Here is a 19,105-nt window from a genome sequence, read left to right on the forward strand (position 1 = left end):
ACAAACTTTGCAAAATATTCTTACAGACTCTAATGCCTTAGTAGAAGCGGCTACTAATGGCAGTAAACATGCTCAAGGGGCTTTAGACCAAATTGCCAATACAGGCCAAAGAATTGACACTCTTTACACGAAGATGCAAAATGCAATCGTGCTTGCCGATTCTCTTAACCAGCGCAGTAGCGAAATCACTCAAGTTATTTCCCTTATCGATGACATTGCCGAACAAACCAATCTATTAGCACTCAATGCTGCTATTGAAGCCGCACGCGCAGGCGAACATGGAAGAGGTTTTGCAGTGGTGGCTGATGAGGTCAGAAAGCTGGCCGAAAAAACCCAAAAAGCCACCAAAGAGATTGCTGTAGTGGTCAAATCTATGCAACAAGAAGCTAGCGACATCCAAAGCAATACAAACGAGACTAATACTATTGTTGGGGACATCAAGGATGATGTGAGCAATATCCAAGTTTTTGCATACAACAATGGACTCGTGGCCGATGCAGCTCTCTTTTCCATTGAGAATTTAAATAATAGAGCTTTTTGCGGATTAGCTAAAGTGGATCACCTTGTTTACAAAAGCAATCTTTATGGTTTGGTTTTCAACGCTCCAAATTCCTTTAAAGTTATCAATGGCCATGAGTGTCGCTTAGGCAAATGGTATCATGAGGGCAAGGGCAAAGAGCAGTTCTCTGACACGCCCAGTTACCGCAATTTAGAATCTTGCCATAATGGTATCCATGATGAAGCTAATGCGTTGGCCAATTTGCTTAAAGAGCCCAGCAGGGCAACCTCTCATGCCATTGAGCAAGGAATCCGCACAGTAGAACAACATGCTAGAAGTGTGCGCGACACCATTGATAAGATGTTTCATGAAAAACAGGATCAGCTTAATAAAAAGGTCGCCGACATGCTTGCAACCCTGAAAGAAGTCCCAGAGAATTAATTGTTTTCCTTTTTACCTGAATTGCGCGCACTCAAACACGCCCGCTTGTATCGCGAGCGTGTCCTTTATCCCGATCATTTGGCTGATTTTGCCTCTAATGATTATTTGGGCTTGAGCAGTTATACCCCTCTTTTAGATCAAGCCTTTGAAAAGTTGCGTGCATTTCCTAGCCACGCCCCTAAAGCCTCCATGTTGCTCAATGGCTACCACCCACTCCATGCAGAGCTAGAAGAGTTTTTAAGCATGCACTTGGGATATGAAGCCTGCTTGTTGCTAGGAAGTGGCTTTTTGGGCAATGTGGCTCTGATCGATTCTTTAGTGCGCAAACAAGACAAACTCTTTATGGACGCGCATTATCACGCTAGCGGGCAATTCTTGGCTAAAAAATTATCCAACGCCTGCTTTTTTGCCCATAACAGCGTGCAAGAGTTAACCCAAAAACTCCAACAACACCGCGCGCACAACACTAAGGGACGGATTTTTATCGCCATTGAGGGCGTGTATTCAATGGATGGGCATGTGGCCCCCAAAGAGTTTTATCATCTAGCCCAAGAATACGAGGCCTATTTGATTTTAGATGAAGCCCACAGCTTGGGCGTGCTAGGGCGGGATTTAGGGGGGTACTTGAGTTATTACCACCTAAAGCCCATGTCTAATTTGATTGTTTTAGGCACTCTTTCTAAAGCTTATGGAAGTTATGGGGCTTTTATTGGCGCGAGCGCGCAGGTGATAGATTTTTTATGCAACCGCGCTAAGAGTGTGATCTACACCACAAGTCCCTCTTTACTTGAGAGTGCCCTAGCTTTAGCCCACCTAGAATATCTTTATGATCATCTGCCCAATTATGTTGCCATGTTAGATCGCATGCGCGCGCTGTGTGCGCAAGAGCTAGGTTTTAGCACCCCTAGCAACATCTTAACACTTCCTTTTCCCAACATACAGACTCTATTAGAGGCGCACCAAAGCCTACTCCAACAAGATTTATTATGCGCCCCCATCCGCCCCCCCACCACACCCAAACCCCTTTTAAGAGTGTCTTTAAATATCCAGCCTCAAAACACATTAGAGAGATTGAAAAGATTATGCGGAGCGGTCGGGGTTCTCTTGCAGAGATAAAAGGCTCGGTAATCCAAGTATATTTCAGGAGATTTATAAAGTCTTGCTTAGGAGAGCTGGTTAAAATCCAGCCCATCAAACAAAACAAGTGTAGCTTGCAACTCACCTAAAATAGCTCCACACCTCAAGCTCCCTTAGAAATGGGCTTTAAATCAGAGAGGAAACTTTTTAAATTCACTTGCCTTTTATTTTATCCCGAATCTCTAAGCCAACTCCAGTTGCCATCGCGCCAATAGCGAGCGCAGTTCCTACAACGGGCACTCCGGCCAACAAAAGACCCCCAATTACACCACAGGATGCTTTGGGAGCCATGTCAAAAACCTTGTTAACCGATTCCTGCAAGCCATCTCTAGCTTCATTGTAGCGTTTTCGATCTTCTGGTGTCATTTCTTTTGCCATTTTTTCTCCTAATTTTTCTTAGAACTAGCGACCGCTGCACCGACTGCGCCCGCCGCAAGGGCTGCACCCGCTAAAGGTGCCATGGCGGCTAGAGCCCCTACTCCAACAACACCCGTCAAAACTTTAAGCACTGCCATTTTTTCCTCCTAATCTAACAATTTGACCGCTTCTTGATAAAGCATAAAATTTTTCACCACCCAGTCCTTAAACTGATCCACCTTTTGGGTAGACACGCCCATCTCTTTGGCATAGGAGTAAATGACATCCCTTTCATTGTCATGCCAGCGACTATCGGCGAGCGCAACAGAAACCAATTCTAGCAATGCGGCGTGTTTGGCGTGGTTGGTGATAAAAATTTGCCCTAGAGAGCTTACGGGCACTTCCTTTTCACTAATGCCATATTCGCATTGTTTTTTGATCACATCCAACGCGCCTAGTTGCAATTCGTGCAACACCCCATCAGCCTCAATGACTTTTCTTGCTAAATACAAGAACACTTGTTGTTGTTCTACGCTTAAATCTTGTATAAACATGTTTGCTCCTTATTGTTTGTTTGATATTGCCGTGCCGACTACCCGTTTTCAGGGTCTTTTACAGCGCGTGTGCCTTTTTTGACATTAATCTCCTCATTAGTGCGAGGGTTGTCGCTAGAGCACATAGGGACAATCCAAATCCCCCTACGCCCTCTAATTTCCACATGTGCCCCCAAACTTGCAGAATTAGAACAACCAAACTGCGCACATTTCGGGCTAGAAAGATTGGATTTATCTTTATAATATTCGATCCAAGAACTATAACCCGATGGAAGACTAAAACCACTGCTACCCACATAATGCGCGAGTATCTGCTCATCAAGCTCAATATAATTAGCCAAACTAACTCCTTTCAAAAAATCTAAAAACACAAAAAGCATTTTAGCGAGAGAGAGAGAGTCAAGGCGTAGAATAAAAAAGGGGTGGCGTGTTCATTTGTCTAAACACGATCTTTTTGCGCTACGCTATGAGTATTTAGCAGAGGTGCGTATGAAAAATATCTTAGTAACGGGGGCGACATCCGGATTTGGTCGCGCGATCGCGCTAGCCTTTATCAAGGCAAATTATTTTGTCATAGGGCTTGGCAGACGCAAAGAGCGCTTAGAAGAGCTAGAAAAGGCGTATCCTACGCAGTTTAAGCCCCTTTGCTTAGACATACAAAACAAGCAAGAGCTAGAGGCGGGGATACAAAATATTTTGCAAGAAAAGCCCATTCATTTATTAGTGAATAATGCGGGCTTGGCTTTAGGGCTGGACAAGGCATTTTGTGCGCATTTGCAGGATTGGGAGACCATGATAGAGACCAATATTAAGGGCTTAGTGCGTGTCACGCGCTTAGTTTTGCCCTTTATGGTGGAGCGCAATGAGGGGCATATTATTAATATTGGCTCGATTGCGGGAGCTTACCCCTATCCGGGCGGGAATGTTTATGGCGCGACTAAGGCATTTGTCAAGCAGTTTAGCCTGAATTTGCGCGCAGATTTAGCCGATACAAAGATCCGTGTCAGCAATGTGGAGCCCGGATTATGCGGGGGGACGGAGTTTAGCCATGTGCGCTTTAAGGGCGATATACAAAGAGCAGAGGAGCTATACGCCCATGTGCCCTATGTGAGTCCAGAGGATATTGCCAATGTAGTGCTGTGGATCTTTGAGCAACCCGCGCATGTCAATATCAACCGCATCGAAGTGATGCCCGTAGCCCAAACCTTTTCCCCGCTGTATGTCTCTAGGACGCTAGAGGATTAAGCCCTGAAGCTTTTACCCCATAGCCGCTTTGGGATTTAAACTTTATGGAGAGTTTGATCCTAACTTAGAGTGAGTGCTGGCAGCGTGCCTAATGCATGCAAGTTGAATGATGAAGCCTAGCTTGCTAGGTGGATTAGTGGCGCATTGGTTTAATTGTGAAAATGTGTTTGAAACTATTTTGCTGGAGCGTTTAATGTAAAATTAAGATTAAATATTTATAATGGTGGGTTCCTTGCAACATGTCTAGTGTCGCAAGTGTTCTTTGACTTTCCAAACATCTAACGGGAGGATAAGATGGAAAAAATTCGTTACAAGCGATACCACCAAGAAGGGTATCATCACACCAAGCGTAGATCGCCTCGATCAAAGCTAACCAAAATGTTACGCAAGCGTGGTGTCATTAAGCGGCAGAAGTCAACTAAGCTCGACAATGTCTTAGATTTCATTGATAAAGGTTATGCCATCTATAAGGTCATAAAACCCTTTATCAATATACGGACATCTAAGGAGCAACGAGCAATCGAGTCTTGTCTTGACTTTGTGTGTGGCTTAAGGAATCGGCATTAATCATGCCCTGGCCACCAATGAGTCTATCTTGGTGGCCACAAAGTTATAAAAATTATAACAAAGGAAAAAAATGAAAAAAGGTTATCAACAAAAGAGAAGAAGTTATCGTTTATACAAATGATAACAATAAACGCTGTAAATCAGCCCATCGCCCAAATCGGGCTCCAAGTTGGGCAGATAAACAGGTTTCCTACTATAGGGGGGAGGTGCTCAAGGGGTTTAAGAGGGATCTTAGGAATCAGTCTCTTCGAAACGAGATAGAGAGATTCTCGACTCGACTCGAAATTGAGAGTAAAATTGGGGAGCGTACTAGGGACTTCCACAAGGCTCTTGAATCTCTTGTAGGTTCTAAGAGGGCTTTAAGAGAGGCTAAAAACTTAGATATCAAACTTAGGTTTCTTAGTAGAAGTAGGGGCATTGAGGTCGGAAGAGAGGATGCGCATTGGGGTATATTGGAAGGTTTACGCGCTCTCCGGAAAGTTTTTTAATAGACTCCTAGGCAAACTCTAATATCCTTTGTTGCACTCTCCTTGAGAGTGTCTTTAACCCCCCTGCTTTGGGGGGTTTCCCTCGTGATTCGTTCTTAGCTGTTGTTTTCTCGATTCAGGTTGCGGGATTCACTCACGACTTAAAACACACCTTTTATTTAAGCCCCCCTTAAGCTTTAAAATCCTATAATCGCGTTTTGCCAAAGTTAAAGCGGTTGAAAAATCCAAAGGTTGAAAAGCCAAAGCGGTTTTAAAAAGCTTCAAACAAACGCAACGATCTTTGACATTTAAGCAAGAGAGTCTTGTAGCCAAAATTTGTTTTTTGATTTTTGTTTTTGGCTAAAGAACTCTAGTTATTGACACAACTTGTCTAATACAGAGTAACTTAATTTTGTGGCGTGGAGAAATCCACAACACAAGAGCCAGTTTAGGATTTAAACTTAACTTTATGGAGAGTTTGATCCTGGCTCAGAGTGAACGCTGGCGGCGTGCCTAATACATGCAAGTCGAACGATGAAGCCTAGCTTGCTAGGTGGATTAGTGGCGCACGGGTGAGTAACGCATAGATGACATGCCCTTTAGTTTGGGATAGCCACTAGAAATGGTGATTAATACCAAATACTACCCTATGGGGGAAAGATTTATCGCTAAAGGATTGGTCTATGTCCTATCAGCTTGTTGGTGAGGTAAAGGCTCACCAAGGCAATGACGGGTATCCGGCCTGAGAGGGTGAACGGACACACTGGAACTGAGACACGGTCCAGACTCCTACGGGAGGCAGCAGTAGGGAATATTGCTCAATGGGCGCAAGCCTGAAGCAGCAACGCCGCGTGGAGGATGAAGGTTTTAGGATTGTAAACTCCTTTTGTCAGAGAAGATAATGACGGTATCTGACGAATAAGCACCGGCTAACTCCGTGCCAGCAGCCGCGGTAATACGGAGGGTGCAAGCGTTACTCGGAATCACTGGGCGTAAAGAGTGCGTAGGCGGGGTTGTAAGTCAGATGTGAAATCCTATGGCTTAACCATAGAACTGCATTTGAAACTACAACTCTGGAGTGTGGGAGAGGTAGGTGGAATTCTTGGTGTAGGGGTAAAATCCGTAGAGATCAAGAGGAATACTCATTGCGAAGGCGACCTGCTGGAACAATACTGACGCTGATTGCACGAAAGCGTGGGGAGCAAACAGGATTAGATACCCTGGTAGTCCACGCCCTAAACGATGGATGCTAGTTGTTGGGGGGCTTTGTCCTCCCAGTAATGCAGCTAACGCCTTAAGCATCCCGCCTGGGGAGTACGGTCGCAAGATTAAAACTCAAAGGAATAGACGGGGACCCGCACAAGCGGTGGAGCATGTGGTTTAATTCGAAGATACACGAAGAACCTTACCTAGGCTTGACATTGAAGGAATTTGCTAGAAATAGCGAAGTGTCTAGCTTGCTAGACCCTGAAAACAGGTGCTGCACGGCTGTCGTCAGCTCGTGTCGTGAGATGTTGGGTTAAGTCCCGCAACGAGCGCAACCCTCTTTCTTAGTTGCTAACAGATCATGCTGAGCTCTCTAAGAATACTGCCTGCGTAAGCAGGAGGAAGGTGAGGACGACGTCAAGTCATCATGGCCCTTACGCCTAGGGCTACACACGTGCTACAATGGGGTGCACAAAGAGATGCAATGCCGCGAGGCTGAGCCAATCTTAAAAACGCCTCTCAGTTCGGATTGCAGGCTGCAACTCGCCTGCATGAAGCTGGAATCGCTAGTAATCGCAAATCAGCCATGTTGCGGTGAATACGTTCCCGGGTCTTGTACTCACCGCCCGTCACACCATGGGAGTTGTGTTTGCCTTAAGTCAGGATGCTAAAGTAGCTACTGCCCACGGCACACACAGCGACTGGGGTGAAGTCGTAACAAGGTAACCGTAGGTGAACCTGCGGTTGGATCACCTCCTTTCTTAGAGAATTGCCCTTGGCATTTGCTTGTCTAGGGAAAAGGCACAGGACTCTCTTGCTTAGGTGTTGGAGATGTTTTAAAATCTTTCTAAATTTTTCACATTTTTCGCTGAATTTGATAGGATAGGGTAGGATAGGTTTCAAGGGTACAGGCTAGGTGAGATTTTCCAAAGACATTTAGATAGTTTTAAAATTTCACAGGATTGTAAAATCATGATACATGTAGTCCTTTATCCCCCAGCAGGTAAGATTCCGTCCTTACTGTGAGGTCCCTAGTATATACGGGCATAGCCATCAGAATCGCCCGCATCAGCAGCTTCTTGGTAAAGATGAATGGCGTTATTATAACTTTGCGCCACCACCCCCTCTCCATTTTGGTATGCCTTAGCCGCAGCATTGAGAAGTCTAATGAAGTTTTTTTTGGCCTCCTTATCCCCCGCTTCAGCCCCTTCTTTGTAATAGGTGGCGGCTTTTTCACCATCTCGTTTGACCCCATAGCCCCCATTTTCGTAAATAGAGCCCAATATGCGGTTTGCTTCTCCAGCAAAATCTCCCGTCGTAACTACATTCAAATATTCTACAGCCTTCGCATAGTCCTTTTCAACCCCCAAGCCATTAAAATACAAACGCCCTATGCTCCAGTATGCCCCCACTACAGCGCCTCCATCTTTGCCTTTTTTGCCTTTTTGATAATATTCCATCGCCTTAGCATAGTCTTGTTTCACCCCCCACCCATTTTCATACATAAATCCTAATTCAAGAAGTCCTGCAACATTTCCCTTTAGCGAAGCTTTTTCAAAGTATTTAAACGCCTTGTGGTAGTCTTTGGCAATCCCCAATCCACTGCTATACATAGTCCCCAATTGAATCATCGCGGCATCATCGCCCTTATCTACGCCTTTTTGGTAGGCCTCTAGGGCTTTTTTGTATTGTTTGGCTTCTTCGTACAATTCTCCTAAGTTGGCGTAGGCTGTGGGAACTCCTGCCTGTGCAGCCGCTTTAAAACACGCGATGGCGTCTTCCTTGCGAAACCCTAATTGTTCCAACCTCGCAGACTCAGCATTGCGTACAGCACTGACCATCATCTCGTAAGCCACATAACCCACATCAGGCACCTCAACACCGCATTGTTTGGGATCATCAGCAGAATTTCTTGCCCCTAAAACACTCGCCCCCAACACCAACGCACACACTGCCACTTTCATTTTTGTTTTCATCAATTCTCCTTTTATTGACCTATTTCATCCAAAATTTGGCAAGCCTGTTTGATATTAGCCTTACAGGCAAGAGTGAAATGTTCCCTGGCTTTGTTCCCATCTTCGGGCACACCAATCCCATTAATATACATAGACGCTAAAATAAGATGAGCGAGCATGTACTTTCCTTGAATAGCTAGGTTGGCATACTCTAGGGCCTTTTTGCTATCTTGTTTTGTGCCTAAAGCAGAAGCATACATGTCTGCTAGTTTGCCATATGCTGCGGCTACTTTCTTATTGGTTGCTTGGGTGTAATAGTCAAGAGCTTTAACATTATCTTCTTTTACACCTTGAGCATTAAAATACATATCGCCCAAAGCCACAAGCGCATCAGCATTGCCAGCCTCTGCAGCCCTTTGGAAGCCCGCTAGAGCTGCTCCATACTCTTTGTATTCCAATCTTTTTAAGGCAGCTTCGTATTCCTGTCGACTTCGTTCTTCCCGCATTTTTTGTTGTAAGTTATTTTCTGCGACCTATTTTCTTTCTTGTTGTTGTTTTTGTGGGTGTTGCGCTAGCATCGCTTGAGATTTTGAATTCCCAAACAATTCACCCAAACACCCACTAAGCAAAGGGGCTAACAAGCATCCACTAAGAATTAAAGCATGCGATTTAGAGAGTTTCATAAGAGCCCTCCTAGAATGAGGACTAAAGAAGAAGTAATAGAATTAGAGAGAGTTACCCTCCCCCCTCCCCCCCCTCCCCCCGCAAGGCGCACAAAACTAAGTATAGCAATCCTTAGGGGATAAAAATAAAGAGGAGCTTAAGGGTCGCACAATTTAGCCCTATGGAAGGGCTTTGAGAAACTTGCTCTAGATCGCGCTTAAGAGGGCGGGGGTTTAGCCCAAATTGTGAATATTGGTGAGTAAATTGTATAAAAACCAGCTATCCCCATTGTAAAAGACTTGGGGTTTAGCACTCGCACCCTCTTTGTGCACACTGACCCCATCCTCATAGGGCGCAATGGAGATGAATTTAGCAAGCGGAAGGCGGACACTCTTAGCCTTCCCGCCAAAATATAAATTCTTGGTAGTGATGGCCAATATCCCCGTGTCAATATATTGTAATTGATCCTCTTGGATTCTGTGCCCCTTGAACGCTCCCACGCGGTAATACACCCCCTTCATAATGCGCACACTCATCCCCTGCGACCCTCCCACATAGCGACTCGTGGTTTTAGTTTCATAATATGCCACACCCTGCTCGACCCAAATGAGTTTTTCGCTCTTTTGGAACACGAAAGGAAGGGGCGCACCTGTCAAGTTGAGAGACTGAGGAATCACCCCCTCCATCACTTGGCGTAAGATATGGGCTTGTGTGAGCCGTGTATAATACCTCCATTTGTCTAAAAGCTCTTGTGAGAGCTGGAAAAAGGCAATCAGGACTCTAATTCTCTCCTCCTCATCCACGCTTAATAGACCATCTTCTAAGGCTTTTTCAATGGCGCACCCCACCCCTTGAGCGATCAAATCCTGTTGTAAAGGGGGGTTCACAAACGCATTTGTGGCCAGTTGATTGAGATAATTCTGTAAAACTTCCAACTCTTGGGGCGCGATTTTATTTTGTTGATACGCCTCTTGAATGGCATACTTGATCTGCTCTTGTGCTTCTGTGTGTCTTTGCAAACATTCCTTATGTTGTTTGCGCAAAAAACCCGCGGGGCGGTTGCAAAATTGACAATCTCCCATATTGCCTCCTAACGCCGACTTTTTTGACGCACCAAGCGCACTAATTCGATCGCTTGGGCGCGGGGTAGATCGGGCAACATTCCATGCCCTAGATTAAAAATAAAGCCCGGAGTTTTGCCCATCACTTCTAAAATGCGATCCACGCCCTCTAGCATCGCCTCTGGGCTATATAGGCGTGCGGGTTCCAAATTCCCCTGCAAGACATAGCGATCCCCTAAAATTTCTTGTGCCATTTTCAAAGGCGTGCCCCAATCACAGCCAAAGACCTCAAAATCTCCATTCAAATGCGCCAAATACGCCCCCACACCCTTAGGGAAAATAATTAGGGGGGTTTTAGGGTGTTTGGCTTTGAGCGCGCGCGCGAGCTTTTGAATATAATTCCAGCCAAATTCTAAATAAGCCTCTAACTCCAACGCGCCCGCCCAAGAATCAAAGATCATCAGCGCATCTGCGCCCGCCTCCACTTGCGCGCTCAAATAGGCAATAATCTCTGTGGTGAGCTTTTCTAGCAGAGCGTGCACAATGGTAGGTTGGGTGTAGAGCAGTCTTTTGGAATTTTGATAGGTTTTGCTCCCCTGCCCTTCGATCATATAGGTCGCCAAAGTCCATGGCGCGCCACTAAAACCGATTAAAGCCTTAGAGCTGTCCAACTTGGAGCGCACGCTAGAGACAATTGTATAGACATAGCTTAGCTGTTGGTGTGCGCCTGTGTGCAGGGCGTGGATGTCCTCTAGGTTGGCGATGGTGCGGGTGAATTTGGGGCCTATGCTTGGGAGAAACTCTAAAGGTAAGCCCATCGCGTGAGGTAAGAGTAAAATATCGCTAAAGAGAATAGCCGCGTCCACATCTAAAATTTCTATGGGTTGCAAGGTTACCTCTGTGGCGAGTTTGACATTGGCGCACAAGTCTAAAAAGTTTTTGGCTTGTTGGCGCACCTCTTGGTATTCGCGCAGATAACGCCCCGCTTGGCGCATCATCCAAATAGGGGTGTAGGGGGTTTGCTTTCTAAAACACGCGTCAATAAAGATCATAGCAATCCTTTAAATGGGGTTTAAGGTCGATTTTAGCGCGCATGCACTCTACAATTTTGCCATGCAAACGCGCGTAAATGCTGGCTAAAGGCAGTTTGTGGTTGTAGAGGGCTAGGGTGGCCTCTAAATTTTCTTGCAGGGCGTGGGTAAAAAATTCTTGCAGGGCGTGGTAGTCCTCTAATTCTATACCCAACGAGGCGAGCAACTTATAGGTATAAGCATCCACCACCAACACGGGGCGCAAACAGGCGTAATTGAGAATGCTATCCGCGCTCTCAAAACCGATCCCCTTTTGGCCCAAAAGCCAATCTCGACTCACTTCTGCTTGGAAAGTCTCAAAATCTTTAAAATCCTCTAGGATGTGTTGGCTCAAAGCGATCAAATAGCGCGCTTTTTGTTGGTAAAACCCGCTAGGGGCAATGAGGGGGACTAAATCTTGAGGCCTACACTGGGTTAATTTCTCTAAGTTTAAAAGTTGGGCTTTTTGTAGATTGTCTAAACTCACCTGCACCCTCTCCCAACGTGTGCGCTGGGTCAAGATAGCCCCTATCACCACCTCAAAACTCCCCGCATTGGGCCACCACAGGGGTGGAGAATTAGTGAGTAGGTTTAAACTTTTGAGGGCTTTAAGTAGGCAAAAGGGCCAATTCACAAGAAACGCACCAACACCATGCCACAAAAGGCATTGCCCTTATACACTTCTACGCGGTACATTTTGCCCTTTTTGTCAATGGAGAAACGATGACTAAGATCTTTGTAGGCGATCTTAAATCCAGCTTCATTGGGTTGCTCACCTTCATGGGGGAGCGCAAAGCCAATCACATTCACGCGATAGCCCTCTAGGGGGTGGACTTTAAAGGCGTGCTCGATATTGACAATACTCCCCAAAGCCACCTTTTGTGTCTGCCCATCAATTTCTAATTCTAAAGTTTCAAGACTGGAGTCAAAGTCCATGTATTCAGGCACAAAACGCGTCATCACTTTATTGCCATATTTGAGCCAAACTTGCCCTTTTTGGGGCAGTAGACCTAAAATATAACTTTGGGATTCTAAAGGAATGCTATCTAGGCTGGTGTTTTTGGGGAAGGGGAAGAAATTAAGATAGGGGCGCAGACCATAGAGGGGCAAAATCGTGTTGTGATTGAGGATTAGAGTGAGCTTGGAGTCGTTAATCAGACGATAGATGGCCAGTGGGGTCAGGGTGAAGTCTTTAGAATAGGTGATTCCTAGCTGTTGTAATAGTCCTTCCACACTCAAGAGGTGGTAGTAAACCCGTGTGGCTAGATTGAGCTCTTTGCTGGCTTCATTGGCAAAGGCGGGTTTTTGATGTTTGATAGCAAAGTAGGTCAACGCCTTTTCCATTTCCTTATCCCCTTTAGCCGTGTGGGTGTTGTGGATATGGTAGCGGTGCAGGGGTTTTAATAAAAAGGAGTTGGTGTGTGCAGTGGTCTTTTCTGAAATATTTTTCAAATGCCCAAAGGGGACATTGGGTAGTTCCTTTTGATCGATGATGAAAGAATTGCCCCAACGCTTGGGATTGCGCAAAGGGGTTTCATAAGTGGGGCGGTAAAATCCGCTCCCATCGTGCAGGTGCAAGATCGCGTTCACTTGAGGAGCAGTGATGGCCGCTTTGATGGATTGAATGAGGGGGTATTCGGGGTCTTTAGGACTCAAATAAGCAAATTTGCGATTCAAATCTCCATAAATCCCGCGATGATTGCGTAGCATTGAGTAGCGATTGAGCACAGGCACGACCCACACAGAGCCAGATAAAACTTTATAATGGGTTAAAAAAATATTAGTAGTGTTAAAGCCTCCGGGCTCATCGCCTTGAATGCCTCCAATCAAAAGTAAAGTAGGGCCTTTCTTTTCTCCGTCTTTATGCACCACATGCACGGCTTGATCGACTTGAGCCAAACAGGGCAATAACAATGACAAGCATAGAAAAACAGCTTTCATAATGTTCTTTCTTGGTGATTTAGCCCGCCATTATATCCAAAAACCACGACCTTTTAAGGAATAAAAAATGCTTGTAAACTATATCTTTTTAGCAAAGGATCAAAATGTCAACACAAGCAATGTTGCAGGCTTTTCAAAAACATTTAGGGAACATTGACACCCAATCCCTAGAAATGTTAGACACACAAGGTAAGGCGCACAAGATCGAGAGATTTAACCATGAGATCAAAAGCATCAATGAGAGTATCGGGGCGTTGCAAATCTTACAGATCGCTTGTCAAAAGCTCCTTAAATTAGAATCTGAAGATCGAGCCAGCATGCAAGAAGCGATCAATAAGGCGCGTTTTAAAGAGCAGGCACTCTTTGGGGTGTGTTTGCGCATTGCCCTAGATTCTCAAGAGCCTTTGGAAGTGCAAGTGCCCAACCCCCTAGAGGTGTTTGAATCGCAAGGTTTTAACGCTATGCGCGCCAGCTTAGAACAGGGTTTGAGCAACATCAAAGGGGCTTTAACCTCCATTCAAGAGAATATCGCTACTAAGCAGGTGTTCCAAAAAACTCCTACTCTCAATACACCTAGCTTTAGCAAAGACGCATTGCTGGCCATGATGAAAAGCTCTTAGGGGGCATTATGAGTGTGGTTGGTACGCGTAAAATTGTCTTTGAAAACTTTAGGAATTTGGGGGTTTATGGCTCAGAACAGGCAGAGACTAGACTCGATCTAGGCGTAATCAGGACTGATGGACTGGGTGGACTGCTTTGTCTGATTGGGGCAAACAATGAGGGCAAAAGCAATGTATTGGAGGGGATTGCAGAATGGGGAGAGGGTAAACTTGCTGATAGGGATCGCCCAGATTTTGGAGTGGAAACCGGCGAGCCAAAAGTGCGGCTAGAATATTCCATTAAAACCAAAAATCCCACCAAAGAAGAAATTCAAAAGGCTAGGGAGGAACTTTTTAAGAAGACTTTTATCTTTACTTTTTCTCCCCATGCAAAAGAAATGGCCCATGATAGGCTTAAGTTTGTTACGCATGATAGTGATAAAGCCTATCAAGAGGCTTTTTGTGAACCCGTTGAGGTGGTTTATGGTGCAAATGATAAGGGCGAGGCGATCTTTATTCAGCTGTCGGAAAAATTTGGCGGTCTCATTTTTACATGCATTATTGATAAATCTTTCTGTGTCCGTGTTAATAACAAAGATGTCAACGATAAAAATGATAAAAAAAGAGAAATTGTTACTGAACATATCCGTCAAACTGGTATTAAAGTTAAGGTTATTGAACCTCATGATCGCTACCAATACCAAGACTCTGGGGACTATGGCGATCTCTCCGATTTAAGGAAATTGCTAGAATTGCTTGGGTCATTTGCTTTAGAAGAAGAGCAATCCTTGCCAAAGGAAAAAATGGCTATCTTTAAAAAAGAATTAAGCTTGAGCGGGTGGACACAAGCAGATAAAATTCCTCAAGGGATTGGCACAGATTTTCCTAAAGTTTTCTTTTATCGCGAACAAAAACTTAAAGATCAAGACCTCAAGATCACCTATCGAGAAATGGAGCAGTCTGCATTTTTCCAAATGCTGTTTAAAATTTTGGATACACAATTGCTTGAAAAAGTGAAAACGGCCTATGAAAAGAGCAAAGAGGGGAGTAAGAACGCTCTAAAACAAATAAAAATGGATATCCGTAAACTTGTCAGCAAAAAGATCAACGACCCGTTTAACAAGCTTTATCGATTCTACGAGCAAGAACAAACCTATACTTTTGATGTAGACTTAGAGAGCAGTGGCTACATGGAGTTTTGCATTTACAAAGATGAAACCATTGTTTCTTTGAGTCATCAAAGTACAGGATTTCAAAAATTCTTCCACTTCTTTTTTAATTTTCTTTACAAAGATGAAATTGGAGAGGGCGACATCGTACTTATAGACGAGCCAGAAAATAGTCTTAGTGTTCCCGCTCAAAGAGAGTTTAGAAGTTTTCTTAGAGACTTTGGGAGAAAACAGGGCATTATTTTTATTGTTAGCACACATTCGCCCTTTATGCTTGACATGGATCATTTAGATGAAGTGCGGATGATAGTTAGGAATACAAAAAGGGAATCTAAAGGCTCATGGATTGCCAATAATTTTTCTACCCTCAATTACGGCCAAGTTGACACCTTGAAAAAACTCTGTGAGGCTTTGGGCATCTCTAAAATCAGCCTCAAAGATGAGCAGGTGATCTTTGTAGAGGGAATTATGGATTATAATATTTTTAGTGCCTACCAACAAACTTACACGAAAGACAAGCCTTTCACATTTTTGCCCATTGGCGGACTTGGTCAAGATGATGGTAAAGAACGAGAAGTCAAAATTAAAGCTTTGGTCCACTTCATTAAAGAGATGGACATTCATCACCCTCTCTTATTAGTAGATGGCGATCAGGCTGGCGAAGAGATCAAAAAAGAGGCACAAAAACAGGGGGTAGTCGCGATTACGCTTAAAGAAGCTCTAGGGAGATCGGAGCAGAAAATCACTCTAGAATCTCTATTTGACCTAGAAGATCGCCAAAAATTCGGCTTTCAGGATTGCAAAAAACTAGGGGTTGCAGGGGTTGTCTCTAGTGCGTTTAAAAGCGTGCTTGAACTCCAGCTTGAGAGCATGCCCAAAAATTTAGACACCCTGCTTGCCAAGGACACACAAGACAATCTAAACGCCCTTTTTACTTTTTTAGAAGATAGATTAAATTCTCCTCTGGCCAAGTCTTAATGTGCTTAACCCCCAACTTGGGAGCGCGCTTTTAATCTCTCAAAAACCCGTATTGCCAAACTTTGGGAGTGATGTGGGCGCGCAAGAGCTCCAAGCTCTCTTGCAAGCGCGCGTATAAAATTCTCTATAGCGCGCATCTGTAGCTTTACTTGGGGGGTTGAGCTTGCCCTTAGAATCCCTCCCGCTAAAAAACTCTTTGATGTCATACAGACTAGCGTTGGGGTTAGAGTTTTAAAAAGTGTGGTAGTAGGCATAGAGATCGCGCCCTGCTTGAAGCACACCTAAAGCAGGAGGGCCAAAGGTGGGCAAAAGAGACTTAGTGGGGGCAAAGAGCGCGCTTGTTTCTGACTCTAATTTGCCCTCTAGAAAGTCTAATGGAGTGTGGTGGGTGTAGCGCGCTTTGGGTTGGACTTCTTTTTCTGTAAAGGGGATGAAGTGATTAGTCCCGTGCTGGCAAGAAACGCGGTTTTGATTGTGAAAGAGCATCAAATTAAATAATCGTCCAAAAACTCTATATCTTCTTGCCAACTTTCATTATAGGAGGAGTAAAACTGATCGCGGTCATTGATCCAAGTGGGTTTAATGCAGTGTTGCGCACTGAAATATACGCTCATGGCGTGTAAGTTAGTGGCGTTGATATAAAGGGCGGGTGTATATTTTGGGTGCGGTATTGGACAAGTTAATATAGCTTGTGTGTTGTACATCACCTCTGCCCTGCTCCACATAACCCCAACCCTCCTTAATTTTACTAAAACCTCGCACCCACTCATTGATACTAGGCACGCCCTCTAACGCGTTAAAACTTTTCAAGTCGATAAACTCCTCGCGCGCGTTGTAAACATCATTTTGTGGGAGTTCTTGTACCACTTCTTGGACAGATTCTTCATCATTTATGATTTGTTGGCTTTTGTGGACTTGGTATTTGGCAGGCAATTTTGTCAAAAGCACTTAGATTTTCTGTATATGCAGTCAATCCCCCGATCTGTTCTGTCGTTTTCTGCGATAACTCCTATTGCAACTCTTGAGTGACGCCTTGTTTAGCCAAGAGCATTTGTATAAGTGTATTTAGGCATAACTCAGCCTGAGCTACTATCTTTTTATCTCCGTTAGCCTACTCATAATCTCTTTGGCTTCGTTAAATTTTTGTACGAGGGTTAAACCTTGCGAAATAAGGTCTTAATTATCCACATTTTGTCTTTTTTCTTTAGGTTTATGCCAAAATTCGACGGATTATAATACTTTTTTAAAAAATGTAGTAAAATCGGAAAGAATAGTGATAAAACACTTGTCTTTACAGAATTTGTAGTTAAAAAGCCTTCGTGTAACCATACATGCATTGAGTAATTATGACATAAGAGAAAACTTTCTAAAGAACTGCGCGCGTGCATGTGCGCCCGTGAGTCTGTAGTTTTTTAAACAAAAAACATTTGAACTTGGATCAAATATGAGAAAATTGAGATTAGAAGGTCATAGAACGCTTTTAGGGTTAAGTAGGTGAGTGGGTTATTGGTGGGTTGAGGGTGTTTTGTTGATTGTAGAGCTTCTTGAAGTGGTTTATGAAGGTATTTGGAATAGAGGAGAGAAAAAGATGTGCTTTGAAAATGTAAACTGGGTTAAATCTGTGGGATTTGATGACATAATCTCTCAACCACCAATTCTCTTTTCACATATTTTGGAAGTAAAGAGGGATGGAGTAAAGACAAGCATGGGGCATAGCACATTAGAGAAACTTTGTAACATACCCATGCAGTTTGGGATAGACTTTAGAGATTGAGAGATTGAGAGATTGAGAGATTGAGAGATTGAGAGATTGAGAGATTGAGAGATTGAGAGATTGAGAGATTGAGAGATTGAGAGATTGAGAGATTGAGAGATTGAGAGATTGAGAGATTGAGAGATTGAGAGATTGAGAGATTGAGAGATTGAGAGATTGAGAGATTGAGAGATTGAGCAGTGTGGGGCTAGACAACAACACTAGGGGTTTTGGTGATTGGGTGAGCTTGGGGAGTGAAGGCTCTTGGACTATATTTTCCAAAATGCTCATAAATCGATTTTAAGTGCTATTGTGGGATAGAGAGATTTTTCTCTAAAATTATGGTTTTGTCTAAGTTGCGTTATATGACCCCTCTGTGGGGCTGAAAACGCTATGTATTCTCTTAAGTGGTGTATTCCTTTCATTGTGTGGTTTTGGGAAACTGGATGAATTCTAAAGAATCTTTTGCTGGCTATGGGGAATGTATCAAAATCAGGGATAGCAAAGATTTAGCGTAGTGGGTGGACTACTAAATAAATCGCACCTAATTTTTAGGGTGCTTATGCCTTATTTAAGTCCATATGCCATCGTTCCATCCAAATACTAACGCTTCTACCTATTTGCTGAGTTTTGTCAATGTAGCGCCCTAGTTAGAATGTTGCTTATTATTAGACTTGAAGCCCTAAAATAGGGGTTTTACGCCAAATGGAGCATGGAAATACAAGCATCAAGCGAATTTAAAAATGGTTGGGTAGCCTCAAGATGATTATGAGCAAGCCGTCATTTCGCCTCGCATAAGGTTTTTATAGAGCGGGGGCACTTTGGTGAGCACAAGTACATCACGGGTGCAATTTTTGATCTATAGATACACACAAGACCGAGTAACGGGGCGAGACTTTGATGGTTTTGCTATGTGGAGACGATAAAAGCACACAATAAAAGGTATAATTAAGACACAAGAAATCTAAAAGAAGAGTTTTTTAGCATGGCTTTTAAACTCTTTAGTATCCCTAAAGCTTTAAACACAGGGGGGTGATGCTTGGCGTATCTTGATGCCGTTTAGAGGATGGCGACTTGACGGAGATCAAAGAAACTTTAGAGATTATCGTCGAGTCTAAAAACATTAAGAGCATCGATTTATCTGAGGGCGATACTCTTGAGTTTGCAAGATGTTAAAACTAGGCTTTGGTTTGCAGTCTTTGAAAGAGATATTAAGATGCCACGCAACTAAAATTCTCTCAACGGCCCAACAATGTTTCAGCGGTAGCTTTTAATCCAATTCACAAAAAGTGCATTTATGCATGGGCATGCATCCACTTAATGCCAACAAACCTATTTTTTATCCCAAAACCGCTAGAATAGTCCCATTATTTTCTAAAAGGACATCTATGCTTAACTTTGCTTGTGTTGTGCGGGGGGGGGGGGGGGGGTAACTCTCTCTGG

General features: G+C 43.9%; 19 protein-coding genes, 1 rRNA gene and 1 pseudogene. 7 read left to right on the forward strand and 14 right to left on the reverse strand.

Going from position 1 to position 19,105, the window contains the following annotated elements; all coding sequences use genetic code 11:
- Positions 1–133: 133 nt before the first annotated feature.
- The 3 genes and pseudogenes from C6H00_RS09105 to C6H00_RS01005 all read left to right on the forward strand — a co-directional run.
- A pseudogene (locus C6H00_RS09105) lies at positions 134–373 on the forward strand (methyl-accepting chemotaxis protein); the annotation flags it as partial.
- On the forward strand, positions 374–940 hold the full coding sequence (locus C6H00_RS09110; RefSeq protein WP_233702421.1) for a CZB domain-containing protein: 567 nt from the start codon (positions 374–376) through the stop codon (positions 938–940).
- Positions 941–2,056: an aminotransferase class I/II-fold pyridoxal phosphate-dependent enzyme gene (locus C6H00_RS01005; RefSeq protein WP_104749194.1), complete on the forward strand. Its 1,116-nt coding sequence runs from the start codon at positions 941–943 to the stop codon at positions 2,054–2,056.
- Between the two features lie 174 nt (positions 2,057–2,230).
- On the opposite strand, the gene C6H00_RS01010 is transcribed toward C6H00_RS01005, so the two are convergent.
- The 4 genes from C6H00_RS01010 to C6H00_RS01020 are packed head-to-tail and all read right to left on the reverse strand — an operon-like array spanning position 2,231 to position 3,329.
- Entirely contained in the window at positions 2,231–2,455 is a 225-nt protein-coding gene (locus C6H00_RS01010) for a hypothetical protein (protein ID WP_104749195.1), read from the reverse strand.
- A gap of 8 nt (positions 2,456–2,463) precedes the next feature.
- Positions 2,464–2,592, reverse strand: coding sequence for a hypothetical protein (locus tag C6H00_RS08935; RefSeq protein ID WP_267891071.1), 129 nt, complete (start codon positions 2,590–2,592; stop codon positions 2,464–2,466).
- Positions 2,593–2,601: 9 nt separating this feature from the next.
- Positions 2,602–2,988, reverse strand: a complete 387-nt coding sequence (locus tag C6H00_RS01015; RefSeq protein WP_104682783.1) for a molecular chaperone DnaJ — start codon at positions 2,986–2,988, stop codon at positions 2,602–2,604.
- 38 nt (positions 2,989–3,026) lie between these two features.
- Positions 3,027–3,329: a hypothetical protein gene (locus C6H00_RS01020; RefSeq protein ID WP_104749196.1), complete on the reverse strand. Its 303-nt coding sequence runs from the start codon at positions 3,327–3,329 to the stop codon at positions 3,027–3,029.
- A 148-nt stretch (positions 3,330–3,477) separates the two neighbouring features.
- Between C6H00_RS01020 and C6H00_RS01025 the strand changes: the two genes are divergently transcribed.
- Both C6H00_RS01025 and C6H00_RS01040 read left to right on the forward strand, forming a co-directional pair.
- A complete protein-coding gene (locus tag C6H00_RS01025) occupies positions 3,478–4,233 on the forward strand; it encodes an SDR family oxidoreductase (protein ID WP_104749237.1) in 756 nt (251 codons plus the stop codon).
- A 1,500-nt stretch (positions 4,234–5,733) separates the two neighbouring features.
- A 16S ribosomal RNA gene (locus tag C6H00_RS01040) occupies positions 5,734–7,233 on the forward strand.
- A gap of 271 nt (positions 7,234–7,504) precedes the next feature.
- Here the strand turns inward: C6H00_RS01040 and C6H00_RS01045 are convergent.
- From C6H00_RS01045 to C6H00_RS01070, 6 genes are all read right to left on the reverse strand, one after another.
- Entirely contained in the window at positions 7,505–8,449 is a 945-nt protein-coding gene (locus C6H00_RS01045) for a tetratricopeptide repeat protein (RefSeq protein ID WP_104749199.1), read from the reverse strand.
- An 11-nt stretch (positions 8,450–8,460) separates the two neighbouring features.
- Positions 8,461–8,934: a tetratricopeptide repeat protein gene (locus C6H00_RS01050; RefSeq protein WP_104749200.1), complete on the reverse strand. Its 474-nt coding sequence runs from the start codon at positions 8,932–8,934 to the stop codon at positions 8,461–8,463.
- Between the two features lie 390 nt (positions 8,935–9,324).
- Positions 9,325–10,173, reverse strand: coding sequence for a hypothetical protein (locus C6H00_RS01055; RefSeq protein WP_104749201.1), 849 nt, complete (start codon positions 10,171–10,173; stop codon positions 9,325–9,327).
- Positions 10,174–10,181: 8 nt separating this feature from the next.
- Entirely contained in the window at positions 10,182–11,204 is a 1,023-nt protein-coding gene (hemE, locus tag C6H00_RS01060) for a uroporphyrinogen decarboxylase (RefSeq protein WP_104749202.1), read from the reverse strand.
- Positions 11,191–11,856 (reverse strand): 3-methyladenine DNA glycosylase, encoded by a 666-nt coding sequence (locus tag C6H00_RS01065; RefSeq protein ID WP_104749203.1) that lies wholly within the window; start codon positions 11,854–11,856, stop codon positions 11,191–11,193. Before C6H00_RS01065 ends, hemE begins: the two co-directional genes overlap by 14 nt.
- Positions 11,853–13,163 (reverse strand): M99 family carboxypeptidase catalytic domain-containing protein, encoded by a 1,311-nt coding sequence (locus C6H00_RS01070; protein ID WP_104749204.1) that lies wholly within the window; start codon positions 13,161–13,163, stop codon positions 11,853–11,855. Before C6H00_RS01070 ends, C6H00_RS01065 begins: the two co-directional genes overlap by 4 nt.
- Positions 13,164–13,267: 104 nt before the next feature.
- Here C6H00_RS01070 and C6H00_RS01075 point away from each other — a divergent pair, with 104 nt between their 5' ends.
- Together C6H00_RS01075 and C6H00_RS01080 are read left to right on the forward strand one after the other, a co-directional pair.
- A complete protein-coding gene (locus C6H00_RS01075; protein ID WP_199769134.1) occupies positions 13,268–13,783 on the forward strand; it encodes a flagellar FLiS export co-chaperone in 516 nt (171 codons plus the stop codon).
- 8 nt (positions 13,784–13,791) lie between these two features.
- Complete coding sequence (locus C6H00_RS01080; RefSeq protein ID WP_104749206.1) at positions 13,792–15,909, forward strand: AAA family ATPase; 2,118 nt, start codon at positions 13,792–13,794, stop codon at positions 15,907–15,909.
- Positions 15,910–16,140: 231 nt separating this feature from the next.
- On the opposite strand, the gene C6H00_RS08690 is transcribed toward C6H00_RS01080, so the two are convergent.
- The 4 genes from C6H00_RS08690 to C6H00_RS01095 all read right to left on the reverse strand — a co-directional run bounded on the left by C6H00_RS08690 (position 16,141) and on the right by C6H00_RS01095 (position 17,953).
- Positions 16,141–16,395: a hypothetical protein gene (locus tag C6H00_RS08690; protein ID WP_233704341.1), complete on the reverse strand. Its 255-nt coding sequence runs from the start codon at positions 16,393–16,395 to the stop codon at positions 16,141–16,143.
- The gene (locus C6H00_RS08940) at positions 16,395–16,523 is read right to left on the reverse strand and encodes a hypothetical protein (protein WP_267891966.1); all 129 of its coding nucleotides are present in this window, start codon (positions 16,521–16,523) and stop codon (positions 16,395–16,397) included. Before C6H00_RS08940 ends, C6H00_RS08690 begins: the two co-directional genes overlap by 1 nt.
- Positions 16,524–16,533: 10 nt before the next feature.
- Positions 16,534–16,857: a hypothetical protein gene (locus tag C6H00_RS01090; protein WP_233704342.1), complete on the reverse strand. Its 324-nt coding sequence runs from the start codon at positions 16,855–16,857 to the stop codon at positions 16,534–16,536.
- Between the two features lie 772 nt (positions 16,858–17,629).
- Entirely contained in the window at positions 17,630–17,953 is a 324-nt protein-coding gene (locus tag C6H00_RS01095; protein WP_104749208.1) for a hypothetical protein, read from the reverse strand.
- Between the last annotated feature and the right edge of the window lie 1,152 nt (positions 17,954–19,105).

This window comes from Helicobacter cynogastricus, assembly GCF_900197855.1.
GTDB classification, from domain to species: Bacteria; Campylobacterota; Campylobacteria; order Campylobacterales; family Helicobacteraceae; genus Helicobacter; species Helicobacter cynogastricus.

Coding starts and splice junctions, on each gene's coding strand:
- hemE (WP_104749202.1), bottom strand. CDS start 11,204: ATGATCTTTATTGACGCGTGTTTTAGAAAGCAAACCCCCTACACCCCT.
- C6H00_RS01015 (WP_104682783.1), bottom strand. CDS start 2,988: ATGTTTATACAAGATTTAAGCGTAGAACAACAACAAGTGTTCTTGTAT.
- C6H00_RS01050 (WP_104749200.1), bottom strand. CDS start 8,934: ATGCGGGAAGAACGAAGTCGACAGGAATACGAAGCTGCCTTAAAAAGA.
- C6H00_RS08935 (WP_267891071.1), bottom strand. CDS start 2,592: ATGGCAGTGCTTAAAGTTTTGACGGGTGTTGTTGGAGTAGGGGCTCTA.
- C6H00_RS09110 (WP_233702421.1), top strand. CDS start 374: ATGCAACAAGAAGCTAGCGACATCCAAAGCAATACAAACGAGACTAAT.
- C6H00_RS01055 (WP_104749201.1), bottom strand. CDS start 10,173: ATGGGAGATTGTCAATTTTGCAACCGCCCCGCGGGTTTTTTGCGCAAA.
- C6H00_RS01095 (WP_104749208.1), bottom strand. CDS start 17,953: ATGAGCATTTTGGAAAATATAGTCCAAGAGCCTTCACTCCCCAAGCTC.
- C6H00_RS01075 (WP_199769134.1), top strand. CDS start 13,268: ATGTCAACACAAGCAATGTTGCAGGCTTTTCAAAAACATTTAGGGAAC.
- C6H00_RS01010 (WP_104749195.1), bottom strand. CDS start 2,455: ATGGCAAAAGAAATGACACCAGAAGATCGAAAACGCTACAATGAAGCT.
- C6H00_RS01025 (WP_104749237.1), top strand. CDS start 3,478: ATGAAAAATATCTTAGTAACGGGGGCGACATCCGGATTTGGTCGCGCG.
- C6H00_RS01045 (WP_104749199.1), bottom strand. CDS start 8,449: ATGAAAACAAAAATGAAAGTGGCAGTGTGTGCGTTGGTGTTGGGGGCG.
- C6H00_RS08940 (WP_267891966.1), bottom strand. CDS start 16,523: ATGAGCGTATATTTCAGTGCGCAACACTGCATTAAACCCACTTGGATC.
- C6H00_RS08690 (WP_233704341.1), bottom strand. CDS start 16,395: ATGCTCTTTCACAATCAAAACCGCGTTTCTTGCCAGCACGGGACTAAT.
- C6H00_RS01080 (WP_104749206.1), top strand. CDS start 13,792: ATGAGTGTGGTTGGTACGCGTAAAATTGTCTTTGAAAACTTTAGGAAT.
- C6H00_RS01070 (WP_104749204.1), bottom strand. CDS start 13,163: ATGAAAGCTGTTTTTCTATGCTTGTCATTGTTATTGCCCTGTTTGGCT.